26 protein-coding genes are annotated in these 24,289 nt (G+C 42.3%); 7 read left to right on the plus strand and 19 right to left on the minus strand.

All coding sequences use genetic code 11. From position 1 onward, the window contains the following. Positions 1-8 precede the first annotated feature (8 nt). The 4 genes from ABDD95_RS12645 to ABDD95_RS12660 form a co-directional block, all read right to left on the minus strand. Positions 9-278: a hypothetical protein gene (locus ABDD95_RS12645; protein WP_345947692.1), complete on the minus strand. Its 270-nt coding sequence runs from the start codon at positions 276-278 to the stop codon at positions 9-11. A 473-nt stretch (positions 279-751) separates the two neighbouring features. Next, on the minus strand, positions 752-1,591 hold the full coding sequence (locus tag ABDD95_RS12650; RefSeq protein ID WP_345947693.1) for an RteC domain-containing protein: 840 nt from the start codon (positions 1,589-1,591) through the stop codon (positions 752-754). 135 nt (positions 1,592-1,726) lie between these two features. Next, complete coding sequence (locus ABDD95_RS12655; RefSeq protein WP_345947694.1) at positions 1,727-3,127, minus strand: cysteine peptidase family C39 domain-containing protein; 1,401 nt, start codon at positions 3,125-3,127, stop codon at positions 1,727-1,729. Between the two features lie 22 nt (positions 3,128-3,149). After that, the gene (locus ABDD95_RS12660) at positions 3,150-3,791 is read right to left on the minus strand and encodes a hypothetical protein (protein WP_345947695.1); all 642 of its coding nucleotides are present in this window, start codon (positions 3,789-3,791) and stop codon (positions 3,150-3,152) included. A gap of 105 nt (positions 3,792-3,896) precedes the next feature. On the opposite strand from ABDD95_RS12660, the gene ABDD95_RS12665 reads away from it, so the two are divergent. Beyond that, complete coding sequence (locus ABDD95_RS12665) at positions 3,897-4,517, plus strand: rhomboid family intramembrane serine protease (RefSeq protein ID WP_345947696.1); 621 nt, start codon at positions 3,897-3,899, stop codon at positions 4,515-4,517. Positions 4,518-4,547: 30 nt separating this feature from the next. Here the strand turns inward: ABDD95_RS12665 and ABDD95_RS12670 are convergent, their stop codons facing one another. Beyond that, positions 4,548-4,721, minus strand: coding sequence for a hypothetical protein (locus ABDD95_RS12670; protein ID WP_345947697.1), 174 nt, complete (start codon positions 4,719-4,721; stop codon positions 4,548-4,550). Between the two features lie 124 nt (positions 4,722-4,845). Here ABDD95_RS12670 and ABDD95_RS12675 point away from each other — a divergent pair, with 124 nt between their 5' ends. The 4 genes from ABDD95_RS12675 to ABDD95_RS12690 all read left to right on the plus strand — a co-directional run bounded on the left by ABDD95_RS12675 (position 4,846) and on the right by ABDD95_RS12690 (position 6,444). Continuing rightward, positions 4,846-5,193 (plus strand): helix-turn-helix transcriptional regulator, encoded by a 348-nt coding sequence (locus tag ABDD95_RS12675; protein ID WP_345947698.1) that lies wholly within the window; start codon positions 4,846-4,848, stop codon positions 5,191-5,193. Between the two features lie 78 nt (positions 5,194-5,271). Then, the gene (locus ABDD95_RS12680) at positions 5,272-5,478 is read left to right on the plus strand and encodes a DeoR family transcriptional regulator (protein WP_345947699.1); all 207 of its coding nucleotides are present in this window, start codon (positions 5,272-5,274) and stop codon (positions 5,476-5,478) included. A 132-nt stretch (positions 5,479-5,610) separates the two neighbouring features. After that, positions 5,611-5,967, plus strand: coding sequence for a MauE/DoxX family redox-associated membrane protein (locus tag ABDD95_RS12685; RefSeq protein ID WP_352432904.1), 357 nt, complete (start codon positions 5,611-5,613; stop codon positions 5,965-5,967). Between the two features lie 132 nt (positions 5,968-6,099). Beyond that, on the plus strand, positions 6,100-6,444 hold the full coding sequence (locus ABDD95_RS12690) for a hypothetical protein (protein WP_345947700.1): 345 nt from the start codon (positions 6,100-6,102) through the stop codon (positions 6,442-6,444). A gap of 43 nt (positions 6,445-6,487) precedes the next feature. On the opposite strand, the gene ABDD95_RS12695 is transcribed toward ABDD95_RS12690, so the two are convergent. From ABDD95_RS12695 to ABDD95_RS12710, 4 genes are all read right to left on the minus strand, one after another. Further along, positions 6,488-7,840 (minus strand): RagB/SusD family nutrient uptake outer membrane protein, encoded by a 1,353-nt coding sequence (locus ABDD95_RS12695; RefSeq protein ID WP_345947701.1) that lies wholly within the window; start codon positions 7,838-7,840, stop codon positions 6,488-6,490. Positions 7,841-7,850: 10 nt separating this feature from the next. Beyond that, the gene (locus ABDD95_RS12700) at positions 7,851-11,030 is read right to left on the minus strand and encodes a SusC/RagA family TonB-linked outer membrane protein (protein WP_345947702.1); all 3,180 of its coding nucleotides are present in this window, start codon (positions 11,028-11,030) and stop codon (positions 7,851-7,853) included. Positions 11,031-11,040: 10 nt separating this feature from the next. Then, positions 11,041-12,333: a TlpA disulfide reductase family protein gene (locus ABDD95_RS12705; protein WP_345947703.1), complete on the minus strand. Its 1,293-nt coding sequence runs from the start codon at positions 12,331-12,333 to the stop codon at positions 11,041-11,043. 84 nt (positions 12,334-12,417) lie between these two features. After that, positions 12,418-12,771 (minus strand): hypothetical protein, encoded by a 354-nt coding sequence (locus ABDD95_RS12710; RefSeq protein ID WP_345947704.1) that lies wholly within the window; start codon positions 12,769-12,771, stop codon positions 12,418-12,420. Positions 12,772-13,329: 558 nt separating this feature from the next. Here ABDD95_RS12710 and ABDD95_RS12715 point away from each other — a divergent pair. After that, complete coding sequence (locus ABDD95_RS12715; RefSeq protein ID WP_345947705.1) at positions 13,330-13,566, plus strand: helix-turn-helix transcriptional regulator; 237 nt, start codon at positions 13,330-13,332, stop codon at positions 13,564-13,566. 262 nt (positions 13,567-13,828) lie between these two features. Here the strand turns inward: ABDD95_RS12715 and ABDD95_RS12720 are convergent, their stop codons facing one another. The 7 genes from ABDD95_RS12720 to ABDD95_RS12750 all read right to left on the minus strand — a co-directional run bounded on the left by ABDD95_RS12720 (position 13,829) and on the right by ABDD95_RS12750 (position 22,098). Then, positions 13,829-14,659 carry a hypothetical protein gene (locus ABDD95_RS12720; protein ID WP_345947706.1) on the minus strand — a complete coding sequence of 277 codons (831 nt, stop codon included), beginning with the start codon at positions 14,657-14,659 and terminating at the stop codon, positions 13,829-13,831. Beyond that, a complete protein-coding gene (locus ABDD95_RS12725) occupies positions 14,646-16,583 on the minus strand; it encodes an AAA family ATPase (RefSeq protein WP_345947707.1) in 1,938 nt (645 codons plus the stop codon). Before ABDD95_RS12725 ends, ABDD95_RS12720 begins: the two co-directional genes overlap by 14 nt. 296 nt (positions 16,584-16,879) lie before the next feature. Further along, positions 16,880-17,989: a methyltransferase gene (locus ABDD95_RS12730; RefSeq protein WP_345947708.1), complete on the minus strand. Its 1,110-nt coding sequence runs from the start codon at positions 17,987-17,989 to the stop codon at positions 16,880-16,882. Further along, positions 17,989-18,936 carry a hypothetical protein gene (locus ABDD95_RS12735; protein WP_345947709.1) on the minus strand — a complete coding sequence of 316 codons (948 nt, stop codon included), beginning with the start codon at positions 18,934-18,936 and terminating at the stop codon, positions 17,989-17,991. Before ABDD95_RS12735 ends, ABDD95_RS12730 begins: the two co-directional genes overlap by 1 nt. Then, positions 18,926-20,806, minus strand: coding sequence for a hypothetical protein (locus ABDD95_RS12740; RefSeq protein WP_345947710.1), 1,881 nt, complete (start codon positions 20,804-20,806; stop codon positions 18,926-18,928). The genes ABDD95_RS12735 and ABDD95_RS12740 overlap by 11 nt, the downstream gene beginning before the upstream one ends. After that, entirely contained in the window at positions 20,803-21,723 is a 921-nt protein-coding gene (locus ABDD95_RS12745) for a hypothetical protein (protein ID WP_345947711.1), read from the minus strand. The genes ABDD95_RS12740 and ABDD95_RS12745 overlap by 4 nt, the downstream gene beginning before the upstream one ends. A 243-nt stretch (positions 21,724-21,966) precedes the next feature. Continuing rightward, positions 21,967-22,098, minus strand: a complete 132-nt coding sequence (locus tag ABDD95_RS12750; protein WP_345947712.1) for a hypothetical protein — start codon at positions 22,096-22,098, stop codon at positions 21,967-21,969. 136 nt (positions 22,099-22,234) lie between these two features. On the opposite strand from ABDD95_RS12750, the gene ABDD95_RS12755 reads away from it, so the two are divergent. After that, positions 22,235-22,459, plus strand: a complete 225-nt coding sequence (locus ABDD95_RS12755; protein WP_345947713.1) for a helix-turn-helix transcriptional regulator — start codon at positions 22,235-22,237, stop codon at positions 22,457-22,459. Positions 22,460-22,617: 158 nt separating this feature from the next. Here the strand turns inward: ABDD95_RS12755 and ABDD95_RS12760 are convergent, their stop codons facing one another. The 3 genes from ABDD95_RS12760 to ABDD95_RS12770 form a co-directional block, all read right to left on the minus strand. Next, a complete protein-coding gene (locus ABDD95_RS12760; RefSeq protein ID WP_345947714.1) occupies positions 22,618-23,754 on the minus strand; it encodes a hypothetical protein in 1,137 nt (378 codons plus the stop codon). A 1-nt stretch (position 23,755) separates the two neighbouring features. After that, on the minus strand, positions 23,756-23,941 hold the full coding sequence (locus ABDD95_RS12765; protein WP_345947715.1) for a hypothetical protein: 186 nt from the start codon (positions 23,939-23,941) through the stop codon (positions 23,756-23,758). Between the two features lie 79 nt (positions 23,942-24,020). After that, a complete protein-coding gene (locus tag ABDD95_RS12770) occupies positions 24,021-24,260 on the minus strand; it encodes a hypothetical protein (RefSeq protein ID WP_345947716.1) in 240 nt (79 codons plus the stop codon). Between the last annotated feature and the right edge of the window lie 29 nt (positions 24,261-24,289).

The following is a 24,289-nucleotide window of genomic DNA, read 5'->3' on the forward strand; positions in this document are numbered from 1 at the left end:
CGATAGGATCATCGCAGCGCAGATAGCTCCTGTGCCCTGACGAGCAGTTCCAGGTCCATACGATCGAATTTTTTTGCGGAGAAAAAGCTACAGCTGCGGAATGGCGAGATCAAAGCCTGCCTAACCCACTCTTCTACTGTTGCCCGTCCGTAAAGTTCATATGCCTGGGATTCTGTGAGGTACCTTTTGATCTTTCCAGCATTGATCAATGCGTTCAATGCACCGAGGGATGCGCCGATCAGCAGCACCTCCCGTGTTCTCTTATTAATGGTCTTCATGTGCCGGCAGCGGGTAACGGTCCCGGATGATCCTCTCCTGCCGGCAAATTTTCGGGACTACCAACGTCATATCCTACGATACGGGCCCTCAGGCCTGCCTTCACGCTTTCGGGTATTGCGGCTTTACGCTCACCTTCGCGAAATTCCCCGGTGTTAACGGGTTAATGTTTCATCCCTGTACGTCAAAGAGCGACTCCCTGGGGAGCGTCAACCCTGCCATCTCTATGGCCGGATCACGGATCAGGCAGGCGTGGCTCGTGGCAGAATCGGATAAGGTGATGCTAATGACCTCCTGTTATTCTGCGGCTTTCGGGCTACTGCTCAGCCGGTTTCGTTAAGACAAAATTGAGGGGTTGGCGTAAGGGTTTATCTGTAGTTCTTCTGTACTACAGATAAATAATCTTAGAAAATCGAAGGTTTACGCATAAAAAAAGCGGGCTCTCACCCGCTTTTGCATCTTGAACCCACCGAGATCAAGCACTTCCATTGACAACCCTGGCCATGACAGCATCTCTCATTTGGTCAAGGTATTTGGTATTGCTGATACGTTTGCGCCGTTCGATCTCAGCGAATCGCTTTTGAATAATACCGATATTGGTACCGAAGTTTACTTCCAGCCAGGCAACCAGCTCAGTCAGCGTAACATTCCCATTGTTAAGTTGGCCGGTAAGCCAAAGACCGTAGGCGAGTTCTACCAGGTTGATGATGTCGCCGGTCCATTTGAGATTAGAAAGATCGCCGGTAGAGCGAAACGCTTGCAGTTCACCTCCGTTACGGAGCGCATTCATTTGTTCCAGTATGTGGATCTGTAACCGTTCGAAGGCCATGAACCTGGCGAACAAGCAAGTCATTGGTGTTAGATTTTCGCCTTCGATCATCGGGACCTCCGGCAGGGGCAATGCAAGAGAGGTAGCGCTTCTTAAAAAGAATATGCTATCCAATTCGGCAAAATCATTCTTATAGTATTGATAATAAAAAGCGTTCCTTCTGAAAGTGGTGCGAATAGCTTTCAATTCATCTTCAAAATATTTCAACTGATCTTTTTCAGTACCTACCGTCCGGTTAACAAAAATGTTATAGATCAGGCCCTCCTCTATCTCGTAAGATATCACCAGGGGTTTGATCTTCTTAAAGTAGTGTATCTCGTCAGGTTCGGGCAATGAATTTTCCTCTAAATAAGCCCGAATTTGTCCGTTGGCCTCCTCAATGATGCGGATAGCATTGTTAAAACGTTTAAGATAATTATTGGTCTGACCGTTCAATTGAAGTTCACTTTTCAATCCCGTAACCATTTCTTCAATATTGCTACTCATAGTCGTATAATTTTTAGTGACCGATAGAAATTGTGAAGGCTTAGGACATAGCGATGCCGGCCGGGACGAAAATTCCCAGGCACATCAGATCACAAAAAAGGTTTGGTAATTGGTCAAAACTGCAAGACCGACCTGTCAAGATCGATCAGCGTGAAACGCCTGGTACTGAATAAAAGCATCCGCTCCTTCAGCTAGTGTATTAATGACCATGCACAGCCGGGGCATCAACGTAGATGCAAAATAGCCACAGATGACCATGACCATCAATAGGCTGTATGACACGTCTCCATTGATGTAGTTAGCGATAAGAAGGGCGAAAAGACCGATCGCATAAACGGCGCCGCATGCTTCGATGAATAGAGATCGCAGGCCCGCAGAGATCGCAATACTACTAATATGTGCAGTAGCGAGTTCCTGCCTGGAAAGGTGATACTCGAAGCGTTCCTGAAGATGTCCGGCATCAGTGATGTTGGTCATACTCAAGGCATCCCGGGTCAATGCTTCTTCATTTCCGCCGGACAGTTGAGATAGATGGGAAAATTGGTAAGTATTAGTGTTCGAATTCCGATAGGCTAAACATGCGGTAACAGCCATATAAATAACCGAAAAAAGGCCTCCTGACGTAGAATTCCAGGCGATCACTACTAACAGGCATATGACCAGCGTGCCTTCCGGAAGTAAGATACTCAGAAATGACGACAGGGCGTTCTGAATACGCTGAATGTCGCGGATAGACGATCTTATAAAGAACGAGGACGCAGGAAACTCTCCGGCACGTGAATAAAATGCTCCCTTGATAAAACGTTCTGTCAAATATTCATTGATGACCATGTTCACCTTGATCAGGATAAATTGCCGAAGAAAACCCAAACCGGCACGGCAAATACCGATGACCAGCAACAGGCATAAAAGAATGGCGATCACAGGTCCCTCCAGGATGGATCTGTCATTGATACCTTTTTGCAATACCCAGGATAACGCTATCCCTAACAATGCTGAAAGAACAGCCATTAGTGGCAGAACGCCCCAAAGGCCCACCGGATATGGAACGACCCTCAACAGGGATAACCAGGGCGAAGCGCTAAAAGGAGTTAGGTTTTGCTCAAGCGGCTCAAAGTATAGCGCCGCCTTGCTTGACCATCGGCGGGAGAGCTCTTCTTCTGTAATAAAATAGAATTGTTTAGCCGGATCCGCCATCAAATACTGACTTCCTTTACGGGAAATTTTGCTGCCGTAGCACACCTGATAATGAGGCTCGTTGTGATCATTCAGTGTATGTAAAATGCAGGGCTGTTGGATCGCCCGAAGAAATGCCATTTCTAACTCTACGCAGCGACCATTCAGCCCGCTTTTGAAAGCCAATTCCTTGAGAGACAATAGGGAATATCCCCCGGGAGGCGCTTTCAAACTACGCATCTGACGTGATGCCAGGGTCAGACCTGAATAGTTCAGGATCATGGCCAGGCAGGAATTTCCGCATTCATCCTGACCGGTTTGGCGGACGAATGTGCGCTTTAGCAGGTTAATGTTCTTCATGATATTTAAGATTAGTGGAACTTCAAGTATGATCTGGGAAATAAAGGATCGTGCAAAAAGTGACGATAACGACCCACAAGAGAAGTACTGGCATATAGCTGGCAGCAACGACCGTCAACTCATTTTTGTAAGTATTACCGGTCATCCGGGATATGCCGAAAGCCATAGTGAGAATATACACCAGTTCAAAACCATTCATGGTTTGAAGGGCGTAAGACCAAGCGGCGGGAACATGATTAAAAAAGCCGATGATCGACAGCATATATACACTATGCCATTCCATAAGTGAACCATTCGGATACCGCCAGTGAAACCAACAGACCTTGAGCAGTGCGGAAATAATAAATGCGGATTCAGCCAGCGTGACAACACCAAAGATCTGTCGGAATGAGAGCACTCTTCCCGCAATGAAAAAGCCGGTATAAAGGCAGAATGAAACGAGCAGACACTTAACTAATAGATAACCATTGGCGATCAAAAAAAGCCAAATATTTAGTTCTGAAAGCAACAAGGCATCCTGCCCATAAATACCGGTGAGCGGATTTTTACTTTCCGCAAAGAAATTTGTTGTATAAATTAAGTATTTTGCGGTTACAATCGTCACCGAAGTGAGAGCAGCTATTGCACCGAAGCTGATGAAAATGGATTTTTTCGAAAAATACATGGCCTAAAAATTTTAGGTAAATTTCGTCAGGTAGCAGGCCACGGGCAATTACAAGAAATTGTAATTTATGCCTGGAAGTTATTGTATCAACCACATTTTTTTGCTATGATACTGACCGTTCACAATCTTGCGTTCCAACAATTTCCCGTTAGCCTGGCGCTGATGGGCCTGACAACGATCATCACTTTCGCCGCATTTATTAAGGAATCTTGGTTTCGTGGTTTAATGCTTCATCCCTACAGCATCGTCGTAAACAAACAATATTATCGTCTCCTTAGTCATGACCTTATCCATGTGGATCGGATCCATTGGTTGTTCAACGAGTTCATGTTCCTGAATTTCGGTATCGGTTTGGAGCGTTATCTGAACCACATTAATCCTTATGGAAGCATTCTGTTTGGAGTGGTCTATTTAGGAAGTAATCTTGCCGGGAGTATCGCTTCTACCTACAGGCATCGTACAGACTTTCTTTTCTCCGGGGCGGGTTTCTCAGGGAGTATCATGGGATGTATGTTCTGTTACATCATCCTGCAACCGGAAGTGATCGCATTCTATGCTCCTGTTCTTGGAGCTGTTAAAAATATTTATGGGGGATTGATCTATGTCGTGATCATGATCATTTACCAACGGCGACGCCGTGACGAGCGGATCAATATTGAACTGCACTTTTTTGGCGCATTAGCGGGAGGTTGCTGTGCAATTGCCCTGATGTTTCTGGTCAAATAAAAAGCCGGGTGTCGCCCGGCTTTTTACGTACTACCAAACCGCAAGGCAGGAAGGCCCTGTTGCTGCAGCGATGGCGCCGATCACCGCTCCGGCACCACCAAAAAGGCCGCCTAAAGAGGCTGAAAATGCAATGTTGTAAGCGCAACTTCCGGCTGCTGCACCACCTTTGAGTTCGTCGGCGGCTTCGTCAGATAACTGTTTCATAGTGGAGAATATTAAGTTTCTTCCCGGTATTGGAAATTGAATTAAAGATCCCCCAACAGGTTGCGGAAAGCTAAAACCGCACTTTATAACTTATAACTGTAGCTTATAGATTAATCCAAATAATATGAATAACATCGGCGAAAAAATCAGACTGGAGCGGTTGGCAAAGAATTACAGCCAGGAAAATATGGCCTGGGAGTTGGGTATCTCTCAGCCTGCCTATTCGAAGATCGAACGAAATGAAACAAAGATCACCGTGTCCATGATCTACCAGATCGCAGAGATACTGAAAGTTTCACCCTTGAAATTTCTCCCGGCTGCGAAGTTCGGCACCGGCATTAACCATCAATGGTTCCTGGACACGATCAGGAAGATCAGTAAGGTACTCGGTCGAAAACCTATCACGGAATCCGAACACGAGATGAATTCGATGATCCATCACAGTGACAAATCAAATACTGAAAAATTATAATTTACAATTTTGAGTAATAGCGGGTAAGAAAGGGAAATCTGAATTTAGCTGGCTTAGTATGGGCTAAATGGAAGTTCTATGGATTACCTTTCTTATCAACGCAGGCTTGAGTATATTCTTGAACTGATCGAAAAGAACCGCTTCCGGTCACTCTCCGCTGTTGCAAAACGTTTCGGCATCAGCACGCGTACGCTCAAAAGAATGCTCAACAACCTAAGGGAGCAAGGTCATCAGGTCCGTTATGACAAAAGACAAAAAAAATATTACATCAAAAAAGATGAGTGACATTTTCTGGCATTTCTACCGCCTGAACTTTATCTCATGGATACACGGACTTACATATCATTAAAATCCTGGATACTATCTGGACGCGTTGTATTAATTCTGTTGTGGTTGTATGCGGCCTCAGCTAAACTCATGAAATTCGGTGACTTTCACGATCAGATGCAATTACAGGTTCTTCCAGAATCTATGAAGTTACCGTTAATTTACGTACTTCCCCCCTTCGAGATCATCTTAGCATTACTTCTACTTTCTGAACGCAAGTACGCAAAGGGCCTTTATATATCAATCACCTTACTTACCGCATTTACCACCTATATCGCATTAGCGATCTTCGGCGGATTAGGACATATACCCTGTTCTTGCGGCGGGGTCTTAGAGAAATTATCCTGGAAAGAGCATCTCATTTTCAACCTGTTTTTTATAGTCATCAACCTCACAACGATAAGACTACTACTAATAGAAAGGAGGTTCAGTGGGGAAGTAACATGAAACGATCGCACTGGTTTAGACGGGAGCTCAGACCATGCAAAGGGGGTGCCGAAAACCTTCAGATCGAGTAGGCAGTGATATAAATAAAATCAACACTTAAATTTAGAGCTTTTTCAAAAGCTTGAATCAACAATGAAGACTAACATCATAAAATTGCTGACAGTAGCCATCGCTATCGCAGCTAGTGCATTTACTACATTGAAAGCTCCCGTGAGCAAAAGTGAAATGAACAAGAGGGTTAACCAAACCTGGTATTTCCAGAGCGGGCACGAACTTGGCGATGCGATCGATGACGCGAACTGGTCCACCAGTCCGCAGCAATCGTGTGACAATGCCAACCAAGTGCCATGCCAGGTAGATTTTGAGGCGGATGATTACCAAATGCCGTCAACAAATACGCCATTGCAAAACTATCTGGATGCACAAGGCAGTGCAACGAGCATTCGCGCCAATGCAACATCGCGCAGAACTGAGTAAATGACTATCAGGGGGAAGGTAAATTTCCCCCTAATAGTTTAATTTAAGGATTTTGTTCCATCCCTGATAGCACTATTACATCTTCCGGAATCGGAAGTGCAAATCCCCCACTATTCGGCGCTAACGAACGCGTAACTCCATTGATAGTTTTCGTTATGCTGATCTGCCTTCCCTCCGCATTAAGCCGTTTGATATCCACCCAGTTCAAGCCCCGCATCAATAGCTCTTTCCTTCTTTCCATTATTATTCTATTGACCATTGTTGCCTGATCGCCAATTTGCAAAGCGGCGAAGCTTGTATTATAACGTGTTCGCAGTAAGTTATTCAAGTCATCGAGCGCTTCTTGAAGCTTCCCACCCCTGGCGCGACACTCACTTCTTATGAGATACATCTCATCCGTAGCTATACCTGAAAAGAGGACAGCACCACCTTCGTAACTCCCCTTGAATGCAAAAGAGCCATCGGTATTAGTCCTAAAAAACACTGTTTTGCGTAGATCATTTGCCTGATAAGAATTATAAAGTTCGGGGACGATCTTCGCCCTTGATTGACTTAAGGGCAAGGGAGATGGGATATAACTTTCAAAGACGACCTCAGTGTTAAATCTTGAAATTGGAAATGTAGCAGCAGCGTTCAAGGAAGAAAATGATAACAAGTTAGCATTGATACGCAAACAAGAATCTGCATATAGCTCAGCGGAAGTGTAATCTCTCATGAGCAAATAAGCTCTGGCCAACATGCCGAAAGCAGCAGCCTTAGATGGCCTTAATGCGGTGATCTGGGTATTTGGCAACAATGACGCTGCAGTGCGTAGATCGAGAATAACCTGCTGGTAACTTTCGCTAACTGAAGAACGTACCGAACGCTCATTGAAATTGGAGTTCAATCGCAGCGGTATACCGGCCGTTTCCTGCACGGCATCAGCGCGAAATGCGGGCGACCATATACCTAAAGCCTGTAAAAACCCTTTTGCCCTAAAAAACAAAGCTTGTCCTTTGACGCTATTCCATTGTAACTGGCCATTATCCTGACGAACTTTCGGCAACGCATCCAGTACGGTGTTAGCGATATTCACTACCCTGTATACGTAGCTCCAGTCATTATTTGCAGGTTCGAATATATTGGCCCGGTCCATAGCATACATACGCCGGTCATATTCACTCGACAGAGAAGACCATGTTGCATCCAATAAATAATAGTCAGGATTGGTGACCTCACCCGCTCCGGGATCAAGCGTATTTAAAAATGACTCATTATCCAGCATAGCCTGTAGGTCGCTGACCTTTTCGGGCACAGCATAGGAAGCCTGGCTCTTTTCCTCAAGAAATTTTTCACATCCAGCCAAAAGAGAAAGGATAGCGAAACAAAAGTATATCAATATTTTGTGGTGTTTCATGATCATTATTTTAAAGGTTTACTCTAAATCCAAAAGCATAGGTACGGGGAACGGGAATTGGTGAAGCAAAATCGGGGTCTATGCCATCTTTATTTGCCCGCCATAAGATGCCTATGTTGTTAACATTCATATACAGTTGAGCGTTCTTCACGGGTAACCAAGGAAGCCGTCGACTATCAAGAGAATAACTTAATGTGATGTACTGAAGGCGAATGTTATCTCCTTTTAAAATATTCGGTTCAGCTGCCCCAAAAAATGAATCCCTGCTTGAGATGGCGGGATACACTGCGGACGGGATATTGGTAAAAACCTCATCACCGGGCTTTTGCCACCTACTGCCATAATCACTATGTCCTGCACCGCCGTTATAAAGGCTGGTATAACTGATCGTTGGCTTTTTAAAATAATAATCGAAGCGATAAAGCAGCCTGACATCCAGGGACCAAGATCGCCAGGAGACCGTGTTGCCCAGGGAACCATAAATTTGTGGTAATGCCGGACCAACGTAGGTGAGATCATCGATAGTGGTACTCGCTCCTGTAAGTGCTGCGTAATCCTTGCTAACCTGTCCCTTTAAGTAACCTCTTGGATCGCCAGTTTGTGGATCGAGCCCGGCCCATCGGTAAGCAAAGACAGAATATACCGGCTTTCCCTCAAGCCCGGATATAGATAAACCTGTGCTGGTACCAACAAATTGACTGCCTTGGCGCGAACTGATATTATAAGTAGTGATCTTATCGTGGTATGTGCTGAAATTGAGGTCGGTCGACCAGGTGATAGCTCCTTTCAAATTGATGCTTTTCAATTCCAGATCGATACCATGCCCGCTCATCGATGCGACATTTTTAACAATAGAAGCGCCAGCTCCTCCAGTATAATCCAACAAGGCGTTGCCAAATAGGTCTTGCCCGCGTTTTCTATAATATTCTATGCTTCCCTGTATCCTGTTACCTTTGGTAGCAAAGTCTAGACCCAAGTTTGCCGTCGATACCTGCTCCCAGCCCAGATCAGGGTTGCCGAATCTTTCTATTCGTGCGATCGGACTTCCTGTATAAACGGAGTTCGTAGAAAAACTAACCGTCGTGACCCCGGTACGTGATGGATCAGTGTTCCCACTGTATCCGTATGTTGCCCGCAGTTTCAACACGGATAACCAACTGGGATCAAAGAATTCTTCTTTACTAAGATCCCAGGCCAGACCTGCTGACCAAAGCGGCGTCCATTTATTGTTGATATTCACTCCGAAGAGGTTGGACGCATCGCGGCGAACGCTGCCCGAGACCGTATATTTCTCCTGGTAGGTATAGGCAGCATTGGCAAAGACCGAAACAAAGCGGGTGGTGGAACGTCCAAAACCATCAAGCATTGGAATAAACCCCTGAGACCCGCCAATATACGCCGGGTAAGAGTTCAAATAATCTACGGAGGCGGAAGATAGTACATCCGGATTGACACCGTATCGCCGCATTTGATAATTGTCGGTGTGGCTGTCACGGATCTCAGCACCTCCTATCCCATTGATACTGTGGGAGCCCCAGGTTCGGTCGTATGTTATCGATGCACGTCCGTTGTTGGAGGACAGAATAGCATTACTTCGGTCGTAGATCGCTCCGGCCGGGATACGTCTGAGGACATCACCTGCACTAGAAAGTTGGGAAAATCTGTTAACGAGATTTCGGGTAAAGTAGCTGTCCGCTTCATGGTTCCCCCCGGTCTCCCGGGTCTGCCGCTCATGCTGGTACCGCATTTCAGCATGCAATCCCGGAATGATACGATAACGTATGCTTACATTCGCTAAGATGTCTTGTATTCCGGTGTTGGTTCTGTCGCTCTCCCAATCCCTCAAAGGATAGTATTTCCAATCCAGCAACCTGCCCTGCGGTAAGGTTGCCAAATAGCTCAGGCTAAAATCCCTGGCGACTGCGACAGGTTCTCCTAAATTGTCCGCGATAGAAATATAAGGTTGGTTACGATATTCAGAACTCCCATAAGCCGGCCTTCCTGTAATTGCAGTTGAATGGGTGTAATATAGATCAGTATTGAGTTCAAGGTTTTTAAATGGACGAAAAGATGCCTGTTGACGCAGGTTGACCCGGTCATAACGTTCTGACAAAGAACCCAGATTGCGATCAAAACTAGCCGAAGTTGACCAGGAGAAGTTGTTCGCGCCGCCTTGCAAACCGAGTGCATACTGTTGGTTAACGGCCTGACGATAAGCATAGTGGTTCAGATCATTCCGTATATCCTGTTCCTGCAACGCGGCGATCTGCCGTTCCGCTTCGGAATTAGTTATTGTCCCTCTTCTCGCCGCCAGCAAGGCTTCGACCACTGGGCTTAATGAAGGGCGCGCAGCCGCATTGATCTGCGCATCATAGCCCCCCCTCGAGAAAAGCATACGCTCAACGCCTATATAGTCGGCACTTCCCATCTGCTTGGCTTTCCCAAGATCCGGCCGTCCACCAATCGTCAGATTACTGTTAAAGCTCACGGTAAGAGGCTGATCATTTTTCGCTTTTTTGGTCGTGATCACGATCACGCCATTTCCGGCTTTTGCACCCCAGATAGAAGCAGCTGCTGCATCTTTAAGCACCGTAATGCTCTCCACATCGTTCGGGTTGATATTGTCAATATTGCCTTCATACGGAAAATTATCCAGCACGATCAGCGGACCACGGTTCCCCTGGATCGTACTGAGGCCCCTTATCATGATCCCAGGGCTGGTCGATCTTCGATCAACGGAAAGCCCGTTCGCGACCGCCTCCAGTCGTGGCAGTATAGATGTCGAAACCTGCTCATTAAAAAGTTTATTACCAACAACGTTGAAGGAGCCGGTGGATCGCTCTTTGGGTAACAGTTGATATCCATTTGAAAACACGACCACATCGGAGAACTGAATGTTGCGCTCCATCAATCTAACGGTCAAAAGTCTGTTTGTACCATTGATAGTAAGAACCTGCGTCTGATAACCAACAAAGGAAACTATGATGTTCGTAGGTGAATTAGCTAGGGTTAAGGCAAAGCGACCTTCGTCATCTGTTAGCACGCGAACTGTGCTATCCCGGGTCATTACAGCCGCTCCTTTCAATGGCAGGGAGTCTTTCGCTGAAAGAACCTGACCTTTGACCAAGCGCTGAGGATAGGCGGCCGTGGCATAGCATAAGAAAAGACTTAGGATTATTAAATTTTTCATCTTGATAGGTTTAGAGTTTAGGATTAGGACTAACGACCAGCATTTCCACCTGCTTATTACTCGGGACGATCATCAAACCCTGTTCTGAAAGCAGATCATTTAATTCGCGCACGCTGCTCACTTGTTGCTCTACCCGTATAGTGACAGGAGATGAAAGTTCAGTCCGGTCGACAAGTAATGGCAGATCAGGAAAATGCTCATTGAACCAGCTGACGAAGTTGCGGGTCGGACCTGCGATCATCGAGCCGGGAACCTTTTTATAAAGTGTATTTTTGTAGAGATCGCTTTTAGTGGGTAGCAAAGCCTTTTTGTCTGTGACCCTCAATTCAAGGTGGGCCAATCTCCTATTGACCACATTAGCGGAATATGGAGCACGTGAATTGATATAGGCTAGTACCTGACGAAATAGACTTGTTGAATCGCGTTTGGGAACTATAAAATCCACACTATAGTCATTGGCATAGATCCAATCACTCTCAGGCATCGCGCCTTTTTGATAAAATAATTGAAGGGAGTCTTTAGGCTGGATCACCAGTGATTTATCAGAAAAACCTGAAATGATCTTCAGCCCGCACATCTTGAAAAGGTCGATCAAGAGTTCATTTGTCCAGCAAATGCCTATAGTATTGGCAGACCTCCTGGGAAAAGTACCGGCACCAATGCCCTCTAACCTACCCTTGAAAAATACCCGATAATCTTCCAGTTTTGCTTTAGGTAGTAATTCAGATGAAAACAAAGGGATATTTCCGTCAATATCGATCTTGACCGGTAATTCACCCAGTCCTCCCTCCTTTAAGAATTTTTCGACCTTTTCCGGTTTGAACTGGAATCCGCCCAGGATCGCTTCAACTGTCCCTTCTTTGCTGATCCATATATAATGAGGTATGGAGCGATGAGGGAAAAGCCGGTGCAATACCTTGTCTTCCGTTATCTGTGGTACGGTCGTCATGGGTCCATATTTAGCAGGGTACCGTTCGAGAAATGTTTTGATCGCTGCTTCTGTCTCGTTGGTAATGGAAAGGATCTGAACCTCGTTGCCAAGTTTCCGCTGAACGGAATCAAGCTTTGGAAAACTGGCAATACAGGGGGCACAATGGGTTGCCCAGAAATCCAAAATGATCACTTTTCCTTTGAAGTCGGAAAGTTTGGCCTTTTTGGAAGGGTAATTAAGAATGTGGGTAAGATTGATATCAGGGATTGTATCCCCTATTTTTAGTGCAGATAATATCTGATTTTCCTGCGCTATTAACGGAATTTTTAAACATAGCAATGCCAGTACGATCAAGATCGTTAATTTTTTCATGAGTAATTTTCAGTAATTAATTGTAAGCGGGACAGCCTTTATACATTCCCCTTGACTGTTCCAAACGGAGGAAATAGACGGAAGCTAAATCACAGGCTTTCCGTTCAAGCGACCAAAAATTCTTGGAGCACTTTTATGATAGCGGTGAGCTGCCTCAACGAGCTCATTCAATTCATCGAGGAATAAGGCAAAGTCCTTATCTGAAACCTCTGATTTGATCTTGCATTCATTCATGCTCCAGCACTGAAAGATCATTAAGGTAAAGTATTTAACAAGTTCAGGCGAGTTTGCGCCGAAGTAAGCTTTCAGCGCATTTGCGAGGACAATGCTTTCGCTATAATATCGGGTATAGTTTCTAATATTTCTAAAGAGTTGGCCTGAGAGTAATTGCCGAAAAAAAAGCAATGGCATTCCCAGGAAGCGGTATCGATGCTTCATAACATGTGAATAAAAGTTTACGGAATGGCTTATGGAAAGAAAGAAAACGGCAACCCGATAATTAACTAAACTATTTAAAAACTCAATGGGTTGCCGTTTTCAACAATCAAACCGGAGCTTTTATAATGTTAGAAAATTTATTTAATGAAAAGATGATTCTGGCAAACAGTATTCTCCACGAGGATCCAACTAACTTATAAAAGTTAACCTTTAAAATTCTAATAATGTTAGATACGTTCGCTTTCATCATTGAAGAATTGAAAGCCAAGCATTTTAGCTATAAAGCTAAAAGTGGGCTTCTACCAACCGTAACTCCATTTAGTTCTCACGCCTTATGTTGATACGGAATTACAGCAGAAGCCCACTCCTATTTAGTACGCTAATTTAGCATATGTTAATAAGAAATGGGCATAAATCTGCTGTCCTGCATCAACGGCGTGAGATTGGAGTTGCAAGACTCTTATTTATACCATCTTAATAATCAAATTTAAGCAAATAAATTAAAAAGTAAACATAAATGTTGACCAGACCTGTGTTTTTTTTAAAGATTTTTCGCAAATGGAAAAGGAATTAGCAAATTTCAAGGTCAGTTTAGGGAAAAGAATCGCGCAATTAAGAGAAAGTAAAAATATAAAGCAGCACGAACTTGCTAGCATGCTCGACGGACGAGATAAACAATTTATAAATCGCTATGAAAAAGGAGGAGCTAACCCAACCGCGTATCTCCTTTTGAAAATATCCAAAGCATTAAAGGTCAACGTTGGTGATTTATTTGATTTTGAAGAACTCGATTAACAGACTAACGATATTAAACTTTTTAGTCATCTTAATTAATTTAAAACACTAGAGTATTATAAATTTATCTTTCCATAGCTCTAACACCATCGCAAATAGTTTAGGTTCAAGTCCCGGTATAACTATTGTGCGTGATTAGTAACTTATGACTTTAAAGTTTCATGTTAAAGAACAGCAACGCGTGTATTTGTTAACAAATTGTAATTCTGGTTTAAGATAACATTCAAACCGATATATATGACTTTGATAAATACATTTGACTTTATTGAAAGTCAATCATAAAATCCTCGTCATCAAGTAACGCCATTTTCAGAACGGACTGCCAGTAATTATGTCCGAAAGCTTTTTTATCACGGCTAACGCTACCTTCTACAATTTGCCGGACGAGCGCAGGATCACCTAACACATGCATAGGTTCTAATATGTTTCTCAAAGATGAGATAACGGTATCTGAACCATCAGCAAACCGCTGGAAAAGATTCAGTCGCCGGTAATGTTCTTCTAACAGTGCAAAAAGGGCAGGATCGACGCCGTTCCTGTTTTCAAGATAATATTCAGTATTTATACTTCTATTGCCGACATCGGCTCTTACATACAGATATTGAACATCGGGCAGAATATCGAGGTATAAATTCAACGAGGTTCTCCGGCCGGCGTTCCTCCAGACGTGGCTTTTCCGAGCATTACAGTCGCTGCAGCTGCCAATCAGGTTTTTGGGATGTACCACGAATTCAGCAAACTCGCCTTGCGGCACGATGTGGTCGAAAGTATGAACATCATTGATCGTACATTGCTGACACTTAATCACACGGCCTGTTTCAGTTGTACTGAGATCGGCATTAAGCTTCTTCAGTGCAGCACTTTTGAAATCATATAATTCATGCAGATCGGCGCGTTGCAGGTCCACATAACCAGCAGGGGCCATCTGCTCCAAAACATTTCCTGCAAAATGTTGATCATAGTCCTGATAAAATGCCTGAATATTAACATCCATAGCCAGCAGCCTTGCTTTTAAAGCAGCATCCTGTTTTTTCGCACAAACCTTTTTATAAAAAGCAAAAGCATCACCCAGGTAAGGATTAGAATTCTTCATTGTTCCTCCTCAGTAGGTTACTGATGTAAATGCGTGCGTTCAGACTTAGCGGAACCTCATCGAACTCCAGCATTGAAACGATCTGATCAAAAGAGTTCCCTTTCCTAATCAGTTCTTCGATAATCTTTTTGTACTGCTTAGGCATCCCCCGGTCACCAAACACTTCGTCGCTTAAAACGCCGAGGTTCTCTCCAAAGCTTTCGATACCGATCCGGCGTACAGACGGCGTATTGCCGTCCCTATTCAGTATGAATACATTCTTCGAAAACAGTTCCCGGATGACCAGTGGAGAATGGGTCGCAATCAGGCAGTAAGATTCGAATTCATTTACTAACTCATAGATTGTATTCATCAATTCTACGATAGCATTCGGGTGAAGGTGTGTTTCCGGCTCATCGTAAAGGATTAGGCTGTCTACCCTAATATTAGCAACAATCTGTGTAATAATATATAACAGGATACTCTGCCCCGAACTCAATTTATTCCGGATGGAATGAAAACCGTCGAGAGATACCTCAAAATCTTTACTTGGCTGTTCGGACCGGATAACGAATGTATTGACAATCTCCGGGTCAATAAAATTCTTAAGTACTTCCCGCCATCGTCTAGTACGCCGCATATCATCGATCTTCTTCCAATTGTTGTGAAAACTCAATACGAGGCCACGACTGGAACGCATGTCGCCCTCTTCGTCTTTCAGACCGCAAAAAACATAATTAAAGGCCGCATCTTTTTTAGGCACTTTAAAGGTATCAAAAACGCTATAGGACACAGCGATGATCCTGGTAAAAGATGGTAATTTATTATAGAATTCGTTCGCATCACCCCTGGCCAGACTAACAGGCAGCTTGGTCATTAGCTGTGTTTTGCCCGTTCCATTCTTACCGATCACTGCGAAAATGCGGTTTGGCAAAGGGTCTGCATCATTGAAATTAAAATCGACCTTTACGGGAGATTCGCTATATGCTGGTTGAAATCGGTAAGAAAAGCTGTGTGCTTCGCTTAAATCCAGTCCCTGCAGCTTTGGCCTTAGTTCGCGTAGCATACGTTCTGCAGCGTTTTCCCTGATCAACGAGTGCGTAAAGCCTGAATTGTTTTCAAAACGATCACAGATGTCAGCAAAATATGCCGCATCCTGTAAAGCGTACAGCACACTTATCATTCCATGGTCACCGAACTGATTTTTAAGATTAAAATAATAATCATCATGCCCCGAGAGTGAGCAGAAATCTTCTGAAAGCGAAAAGAATTGATCTTCCATATGAATCCATGTCTTCAGCTCTTCCCGGAAAACAATCTTCACATAACCTATTTGTACTTTATAATTACTTATGTCATAAAAGGACAGGGTAAAGCCAGACACAACACTAAAGTCGTTCCAGTTCTTATGCGGATCAAGCGTAAAGTACTGCTCACCGCTACGATTGATTTTTTTATCCCCTATAACATAAAAGGGGATATTATTTCTCTTAACGCCCTGCGGCAGGTCATTATCCAAGGTACGCTGCCTGACTTTCTGAACCGGTAGTCCCCTATCATCGAAATCTTCTGTGACCAGCTTCAGAAAGTCCTTACCAAGGATAGTGTCGATTGACAAGCTGATTTCATTTAGCAGGTCTACAGAATCATAATAAGCCGGAGACAATAACACCTCAATAAACTTTTGAAACCGGTCATCATCCTGATAAAGCTTCAAGCGTTCTGTAAATAAATACTCCGTGGTAATATCATCATTACGGTAATAATGCTGGATGATGTCTCCGTAAGCGTCTTGATAACGGTCGTCTTCTGAAGGCATGGATCTCAAATTCCATATTTCCTCAATAAGTTCCAGAGAGCCATCCTGCCGATCCTTATAGATTCTATCCCATTCTTTAATTAGAATTTTAAAAATGGCGATTTGATTTGCTTTTGCAATACTCATAGATTTTGAATGCCACTAACGTGTTTAAATACATAACCTTATCTAATTTCAATGCTGCAGCTTATTTCCCGATTTATTTCAATAAATGACATTTCCTTAGTTGATATTTCAAAATAGGATATGAAACGAAATCTATCATATGCGGTTTTGTCCGCCCTGTATTCTACTGCTGAGTAGCTATTGTTCCTAACTACGATAAATGATTTTTAAGGAATTCATCATAAAATCTTACAATTTATTTAATGAATGAATAACTCTTAGATAAGATGAGGCGTAAATAAACCCATCTGTAAACGTTAAATTAAAGCAACTTCATTAATACTATCTTCTATGGAATCAAGTGTGGAAAATAAAGCACAATGGTTTGTTTTTATGTCTAAGTCTAAAAAATATTTAAGGCGATCAATCGTAATATATCTCGCTCCTGTACCTTTATATAAAGAACTTAACAAGTCTAAATTATCAATAAAATATCTAAACAGGTTACTTGCATCTTTTTGATTCTTAGTTTGAATGGCTAACAAGCAATCAGATAATACATATGTCTCGGAACTATCAATTAAACATATCTTCATTGATTTTGGATTTCCGACCCGTGATAAAAGTATAGCAGGGCCAATAACTTTTGAGGTATCATGATTGACCTTTATGCTTAAATTAAAAAGTGACTGATTTTTTATATTTGTAGTATGTACAAGATAATACTCGCCTACTAAAGAAGGGAGCAAATTCATACTTAGCTTACCTCTCAAAATTTTGACTGGCGGGATTTTAAATGATATTTTGCTTAGTTGTCTATTTTTTGAAATACAACTGAAATCATTTATTGAAATCAATATGATATTAGGAGTTGCACCTTTAAAATAATTAGAATTTGGCTCCTCCAAAATTGATAAATTGAATCGTTTCTCTAATACAAGCCATAGTTTTCGGTCCTTTTGAGAATATGCAGTGCTTGACGGAAGTATTGCGTAAATGAAACCATCCGGCGTTAAATAGCGAAGAGATTCCGTTAAAAATTTCATTGCAGTGCTTACCTTGTAAGTTACACTTTCAAAAACCACCTCATTACTTACGCCGCCAATGTATGAAAAGGGCGGATTAAGTAAAATCAAGTCATATTTTTTTTGCCCGCTTAAAACTTTCGATTTCTTTTGCGAACTATCATCTAAAAAGTCAACTGCTTCTAAAACCCAATTTGGGTGCTTAGAAAAAGTCTCATCAATAGCAGTTTGTGAAATATCTGTTCCATAACATTTTACATTTTTCCATTTATCAGACGCAGAACGCAGCAATTCCCCGTCACCAACACAAAAGTCAGCAACAAACCGTACAGATTTTTTGTTAATATAACTAACAAGCTTATCAGATAAAATTTTAGGTGTATAATATGAGTCTCGATGCATTAATTTTCTTTAATCAATTTACTTACTAACGATTCAATAATATTTCCCACGCCCTCTGTTCGCTGTAAATTTCTTTTAGGGTTATCATAAACTAACTCTATATTACGAGGAAATTTTAATGCAACAAGCATAGCACCAATTGCATGAGGTTTGGTTCCAATAGGAGCCAATTTTATTCTTTGATCTGGGCTTTTTTTAATGATTTTCGCAATAATCATATAAATATCTACTAACGAGTTAGCAGATGCAAATTTTATTTTACGCCAAGTATCTGTGTCTTCCAACGGTCGCCTATTTCCCCAATATGCAACATATGGATATTCTAATCTAAATCCCGGTAGTCCAATAACGGGAATCACATTTTCTCTTGGAGCCTGAACACTCTCTAACATATGGATAAAACGTCCGCCTTCAAACCCTAATAAAGCGACGAGAGAAATATCGTTTTCATCCTCAGGGAAAATCGTGGCGAATCCAGGTAATGGTTCAATACCTTCAATTTTTTCAGACAAATCGTTAAATACACTTTCAGCTTTAAATTGCTTTATATTATAGGTAGCGGGTTCAGCATACAGAACTGAAACGTTAATGACTTTATTTAGATTACAGCATTCAATTGAGCCCTTTATTAGTGCAGCACAAATTCGATTATCCAGCCCTGTGACATCAACGTATAAATTATTATTCCCTTTGCTTAAAAGAAGTTTCTGAATACTATTAGAGCTCCTTAAAAAATATATTTCGTTAGTATCACAGTCCTTTATTCTTTCTTTATCAATTAACTCCAATCGAATAAAATTAATTCCATCCTCAGCCCTTGCTATTAATTGGTCAACAAAGTGACTTCGGTCTTCTACTGAGTAGCCAAAAATATATGTGCTATTCGATTCAATTTTCAAATTGTCAACCTTTTCATGGACGGTTGAATATAAATAATCATTTTTCATTATAATATCCGTCAAAGAGGGTCATTTGTTGTGGTAATTTTTCGATTGATAAATCGTCGATATTTGACTTTTGTAAAATTTTCTTGATTGTTTCTTTTGGGTGATTAATTACTCCTAAAATATCATCCGGCTTGATATTAATTTTACGCTTTTTGCGATGGCTAAATTGAAAGTAAGCTGAATAAAGTGGATGAATCATATACAGATAATCACGCGTACTGTAATCATCAGCCATTTTAGTTCCTTTTGTTCTGACCAAGGCTAAATGCATTACCGCATTTCTCATTAATTCTTCAAGCTCGGGTGAAAAGGTATTGGCTTTTTCAAGGGAAAATTGATTTTTCTCAGGGGCTGATTTTCCATCGCCGCTCGCTAAAACTTGAAATATTCTGCCCATTCCTAGTAGCAGCTTCGTTAACTGTGCTCCATTTTTCCATAAACCCTCTAACTCCATTAGATTTTTCAAACCTGCTTCTTGCGCTGCCAATGTTTGATTACGGGCGCTCACTGGGATATCCAAGCCTTGATCAGCAATCAAATGCTTCTCATAAGCTCTGTATACCAATTCCATTAAGTATCGGATATTGCCGTTAGCTAATTTCGTGTACGTATTCCATCCAGAGTAATATTTTTGGATGCCCGCCTTTTTATGAATTTTGAAGAGCATTTCATATTTGTAATTATCATATCGATCATCCCACGCTTTGGTATCATTTATATAATCGTCAATTCCTTCTGTTAATGTCATGTTATGAACTGTCGACCAATAAGACATAAAAAACAGATATAGTGGATGAAGATTTAAAATTTTCTTTTTATAAGTTTTATTTAGGCGTTCAAAATTACTCACATGAGTAGTGTTCTTAACATTGAGAAGTTCTGCTTCTTCTTCAATTGTCAACCCTTTAAGTGAATGCTCTATCTCATAATTATTAGTCGAGTCATTTTCTTCCAAAAGTTTTCTTATTCTTTGCTGGCAAACATTCTTCGCAAAGTCTGAAAAATTGGAGTCGTTACTTGTTAAATTTCTTTCAATGTTCACAAGAACATAATCCGCAGGATCATGTAATAGCTCAGAAGGATTAAGTGTATGTTTAATACGCCAACCAAGCTCTCGAACACCAATTTTAAAAGTATAGCTTTCTGGACTATGTTTCAATAAGCTATTAAGAATCTTCTGCTGATAATCTTCATAATTTTCATATTCATCAAGAAGAATGAAAAACATCTTGCCTTCGAATTGCGATAGAGCGACAGTGTATTCTGTAATAATCTTGATAGGGTCACCGGCCATAGATAATTTCGGTAAAGTACCATCAACAATGTTGTTTATTTCAGATTGAAATGAATACATTGCCATGTCAAACAACTCCAGCAACCTATCCAAATTATCACATGGCTCCTCGATATTTATGGAATTTGCAATTAACCGACATGTATGGGAAGATAATTTCTCATCATTTTGTTGCCTGTCGCTATGCCATTTAACAAACATTAAAATATCTCTACATATTAGGAGATTAAAGTAATGGGCAAACACACGTTCCCATGATTTTTCCTCTAAATTTCCTCCTGTAAACGCACGTACATGATTAGTGTTTACCCTATGATAAATGCCAATAAAATTTGTTTTATCAAATTGAAAAATGTCGTTTTTGTGTATCGCATACTGCCCTTGATAAGACAATCCGCGTAACACAGTAGTTTTTCCAGTGCCTCTTCCTCCTTCTAATACGCATGGTCTATTGTCTTGAAGTACTGAAAAATAGTATGGTTCAGCAAACAGTTCAAAGATTTGGCTCTTCAACCACTCTGCTCTATAACTACCAAATGATGTCGTTAAATTGTTTAATAATTCCTTTGTTTTCATCTGTCATGTTGCTTACGAATCAACGGCGTCCAATTGTCGCTGTTCCAGTAAAATAATGGAATAATTGCATCAGGTGCCCCATGTTCAAAAGAAATGGCTAATCCTTGTTCCAGATACCCTTTCTCGTCGGTAACTGAATGCCCATTTGTTGACGGTATGCCAATTTCCCTGCTTTTACGTAGTATTAGTTCCATACCTTTTTTATGCAAATCAATATCATTTTTCCAGCAAATACAGTTTGGATCAAATAAGCAATATTCCGGTCCTAAGACATGAATTGTCGATAAGTTAAGTCCTATACACTCTTTCTTTATTACATCATAACCCATTTTGTTCACAATTAAAGGGGCATAAACAGCGCAATGCCCTCCTGCTTTGCAGATTTGTTCCAAGGTTAAACCTCTATCAAATACATTAACTTTCCAAGCTTTACGAACTTGTTGACCAGTGCCCACAAAATCATCTACAAAAACAATAGGGGAAGGCACTGCAAGAATATTTAACGCTTCATTCAATCTGTTATATTCTACAATACGGCCTTGAGGAATACCCACCTCATCACGCAATTTTCTAGAAAACAAATTTCCACTGTCCGTTGGGTTAGGTGACTCACCGGGAATGTAACTATAAACACATCTATCGTTAAAATTTGAATGTTGCCAATCCGCGAAGTGTGTTTTAAAAAAATATCCTGCTTTTGCTACTGAAGCTTTAAGCATGTGGTTTACCATCCTCGCAGAATAGTGATTAAAAAAATCCAATATGTTACATGCAATATTTCGATCATCACCTGCGGCAAAATTCTTCAACCAACCATCATAATTTAATTCCTCATCTAAGGGCCACGCCTGAATTGTTTGAAAGAATTTGCTCCTATCTTTTGTGTCAACGTAAATCGGAGAATCTGTTTCTGCCATTATTTATTGTGCTTAGCTAATATGTTTTTTCCAAGATTTGCATAAAGATATTTCAAATATTATGAATATCATCCACCTTAAAAAAGAAGCTGTTCCAATTGAATAGCTATAAGCAATGTAATTTATTATCCACGCGAGGTGTTTAAATTTTGGCAAATAGGCAGGTTCGACTTAAATGCATTGAAACAGCGTATGAATTATGTGCTAAGAAACATAATAGGATATGATTCGCTACCTAACATTTCAAGACAAATAACCCAGTCGGTAAGCTGTGAAAACCAGTATCCACAGCACCAACAAACCGGCAGCGAACCATAATGATGTATTTTTTACGGTATCTGGTTTACCCTGAAAAAATAGTTTCTTTTTTTCCATAACCCTTCAATAGTAGAAAATCCCGCAAACAGATTGGACTACGCAGATCTGCGTTTTCACAAAAATACAAAGTGTGGTATTAAACACCAACACTTTTAACACCTTAAAAACCAAATTTCGCTTACCGTATCGATCGATGTATAGCGAAGCACAAAAGGATTTTTTAACGAGGTTTGGCATGCACCTGGAAATGGTGAGAAAGCAGAAAGGACTCTCGTTCCGAAAGCTGGCCCAGCGCTGTACGATCGACTATGCCAACCTGAAGAAATATGAAAAGGGCGAGGTCAACATTTCCGCGCTGACCATGCTGGAATTGGCAGAAGCTCTTGAAATATCGGTCAAGGAGCTAATGGATTTTTGACCCGGGAAACAGCCTGATCTGACACGTTCAAAGAAACCCGGACTCGCTAAACGCCATCTAAAGCTACCACCAGGTATCCTCAACTAAACTTGCGATCAGGGTGATCCGAGCATACTTGCACTGGTTCGCTCACAACAAAGGTCACTGCACCTTCGGTTTCAAAACGAATAATTACTTGAAGTGATCTCGTTATGCCGCGTTTGCAAGGCCTCATGCGTCTGTCCATGCGTATTGGCATACTCAGCGAAAGCCTTAATTACCGTCTCTCGCGTCTTCCAATGGAAATAATAGGTTTCCGTTCTGCCCTGTAATCTAACCGAAAGCGGTATGGGACAGCGGTTGCGGTGTGCCTCTGCCAGTATGGCGATGCGCGTACAGATCTCATGGTAGGCATGCTCATCTTCGCCGGCCTGTTCCAGTTTCTCTGCAAGTTTCCTCAGCTGTACCCGCCGCAAGTCAAGTACGGGTTTCTTTTTCACCTGTTTCCTCTTCACGGTCTTTCGTCTGAGGTCGGTAATAAGCATAGTAATGTCATAACCGGGATAACGCTGACCGATCTCCTCTAAAGCAAAAAGTGGGTTACAACGGTAGATGCGCCTTACGAAATTGCGGCGGCTGCGCTGTGCAGATACTTCTGCCCTGCGTCGAATGACCGCTGTTGTCATTTTCGCGAGGCTGTTCGAAGCCCCTGCGGCTTGCTTATATATTTCCCGCAGCAAAATGAGGATGCACGCCCGCTTCTCCCCTTCCTGTTCTTTGTCCAGCAGTTCCGCGATCTCCCCTGCGTTCAGCTCCGCGCCCTTTGCGATCAATTCCCGGAGATAGCGCATTTCATCGCTTTCCGGAGGTTCAACAATTTCCGGCTTTACGATCAGAGGAGAAACCCCAAGCGGGTACTTACCCTGAAATGACCGCAAACTTTCTAAAAAGGCTACACCTATCCCTGGCTGTTCCAGCTCCAACTGTTCGGCTTCTTTATCCTCGGCATACAGCAATCTGCCCCAGTCCTCATATTGGTAATAACACAGGCGTGTATTAAAATGGTGGTATTCGATCTCTTCGCTGTTCATCCGGCGTTTCAGGAATGGCAGCGCATGGAATAGTCCCATAGGCCTGCGGTTGCGGTCACACCATATCTCGGCATGCATAAAAACGTAGATGCGGGGCGGGTATTTGGTCTGGGGCTTAAAGTAGTAAGCGACCGTGCCCGAGGTCTTGCGCGGGAGTGCGTTGACGCGGTCGAACTCCCCCTGCTCCCGGTGATCCATGACATAGCCGTCCTTGATCTTGACCATGTTAAACCTCCTCTTTTAACAGCAACAATTTATCGTAGATATCCTGCCAGTAGATCTGTGACTTTTGGTCTGTCTCGGCAAAGGCGGTGTCGAAGTGGCGAAAATGGCGGTAATCGTCCGCCTGCATCAAGGCAAGATCAAGGTTCTCTACCTCGATCACTTTGCCAGTATTATCGGTGATCTGCATATCGGTCTATGGTTATGGTTCTCATGAATTTTTTAGCACATACAGAAGTTACGCTGCGATCCGGTCAGTTCAAGGGTAACTAATAATTTATCCATTTCAATTGCCGGGCGGCGTCTGCTTCGAGTTCATCATTCGCATCGAACAGCAGACTGGCTTCGCCGTCACGAAAACACACGTCCTGCTCTTTGGGCGGGCCGATCCAGACGGGGTCGTCCGACTGGCGGTCGAAGTCGACAATAAGGACCTGACATTCTGTTAATGTTGTAGCAACGGTGGTTACGATGCCTTGGTTCACGGTGATCAATATTTTCGGTATCATGTTTATAAGTTTAATAAAGGGGGATCGCT

Source organism: Mucilaginibacter sp. PAMB04274, from assembly GCF_039634385.2.
In the GTDB taxonomy this organism is placed as follows: Bacteria; Bacteroidota; Bacteroidia; order Sphingobacteriales; family Sphingobacteriaceae; genus Mucilaginibacter.

Bases quoted from the DNA above. Each gene is read 5' to 3' on its own strand.
- ABDD95_RS12750 (WP_345947712.1), bottom strand. From the start codon at position 22,098: ATGGAAAAAAAGAAACTATTTTTTCAGGGTAAACCAGATACCGTAAAA.
- ABDD95_RS12660 (WP_345947695.1), bottom strand. From the start codon at position 3,791: ATGTATTTTTCGAAAAAATCCATTTTCATCAGCTTCGGTGCAATAGCT.
- ABDD95_RS12655 (WP_345947694.1), bottom strand. From the start codon at position 3,127: ATGAAGAACATTAACCTGCTAAAGCGCACATTCGTCCGCCAAACCGGT.
- ABDD95_RS12680 (WP_345947699.1), top strand. From the start codon at position 5,272: ATGGATTACCTTTCTTATCAACGCAGGCTTGAGTATATTCTTGAACTG.
- ABDD95_RS12740 (WP_345947710.1), bottom strand. From the start codon at position 20,806: ATGAAAACAAAGGAATTATTAAACAATTTAACGACATCATTTGGTAGT.
- ABDD95_RS12650 (WP_345947693.1), bottom strand. From the start codon at position 1,591: ATGAGTAGCAATATTGAAGAAATGGTTACGGGATTGAAAAGTGAACTT.
- ABDD95_RS12715 (WP_345947705.1), top strand. From the start codon at position 13,330: ATGGAAAAGGAATTAGCAAATTTCAAGGTCAGTTTAGGGAAAAGAATC.
- ABDD95_RS12670 (WP_345947697.1), bottom strand. From the start codon at position 4,721: ATGAAACAGTTATCTGACGAAGCCGCCGACGAACTCAAAGGTGGTGCA.
- ABDD95_RS12725 (WP_345947707.1), bottom strand. From the start codon at position 16,583: ATGAGTATTGCAAAAGCAAATCAAATCGCCATTTTTAAAATTCTAATT.
- ABDD95_RS12665 (WP_345947696.1), top strand. From the start codon at position 3,897: ATGATACTGACCGTTCACAATCTTGCGTTCCAACAATTTCCCGTTAGC.
- ABDD95_RS12770 (WP_345947716.1), bottom strand. From the start codon at position 24,260: ATGATACCGAAAATATTGATCACCGTGAACCAAGGCATCGTAACCACC.
- ABDD95_RS12745 (WP_345947711.1), bottom strand. From the start codon at position 21,723: ATGGCAGAAACAGATTCTCCGATTTACGTTGACACAAAAGATAGGAGC.
- ABDD95_RS12645 (WP_345947692.1), bottom strand. From the start codon at position 278: ATGAAGACCATTAATAAGAGAACACGGGAGGTGCTGCTGATCGGCGCA.
- ABDD95_RS12685 (WP_352432904.1), top strand. From the start codon at position 5,611: ATGAAATTCGGTGACTTTCACGATCAGATGCAATTACAGGTTCTTCCA.
- ABDD95_RS12720 (WP_345947706.1), bottom strand. From the start codon at position 14,659: ATGAAGAATTCTAATCCTTACCTGGGTGATGCTTTTGCTTTTTATAAA.
- ABDD95_RS12765 (WP_345947715.1), bottom strand. From the start codon at position 23,941: ATGCAGATCACCGATAATACTGGCAAAGTGATCGAGGTAGAGAACCTT.
- ABDD95_RS12710 (WP_345947704.1), bottom strand. From the start codon at position 12,771: ATGAAGCATCGATACCGCTTCCTGGGAATGCCATTGCTTTTTTTTCGG.
- ABDD95_RS12700 (WP_345947702.1), bottom strand. From the start codon at position 11,030: ATGAAAAATTTAATAATCCTAAGTCTTTTCTTATGCTATGCCACGGCC.
- ABDD95_RS12730 (WP_345947708.1), bottom strand. From the start codon at position 17,989: ATGCATCGAGACTCATATTATACACCTAAAATTTTATCTGATAAGCTT.
- ABDD95_RS12690 (WP_345947700.1), top strand. From the start codon at position 6,100: ATGAAGACTAACATCATAAAATTGCTGACAGTAGCCATCGCTATCGCA.
- ABDD95_RS12735 (WP_345947709.1), bottom strand. From the start codon at position 18,936: ATGAAAAATGATTATTTATATTCAACCGTCCATGAAAAGGTTGACAAT.
- ABDD95_RS12760 (WP_345947714.1), bottom strand. From the start codon at position 23,754: ATGGTCAAGATCAAGGACGGCTATGTCATGGATCACCGGGAGCAGGGG.
- ABDD95_RS12695 (WP_345947701.1), bottom strand. From the start codon at position 7,840: ATGAAACACCACAAAATATTGATATACTTTTGTTTCGCTATCCTTTCT.
- ABDD95_RS12675 (WP_345947698.1), top strand. From the start codon at position 4,846: ATGAATAACATCGGCGAAAAAATCAGACTGGAGCGGTTGGCAAAGAAT.
- ABDD95_RS12755 (WP_345947713.1), top strand. From the start codon at position 22,235: ATGTATAGCGAAGCACAAAAGGATTTTTTAACGAGGTTTGGCATGCAC.
- ABDD95_RS12705 (WP_345947703.1), bottom strand. From the start codon at position 12,333: ATGAAAAAATTAACGATCTTGATCGTACTGGCATTGCTATGTTTAAAA.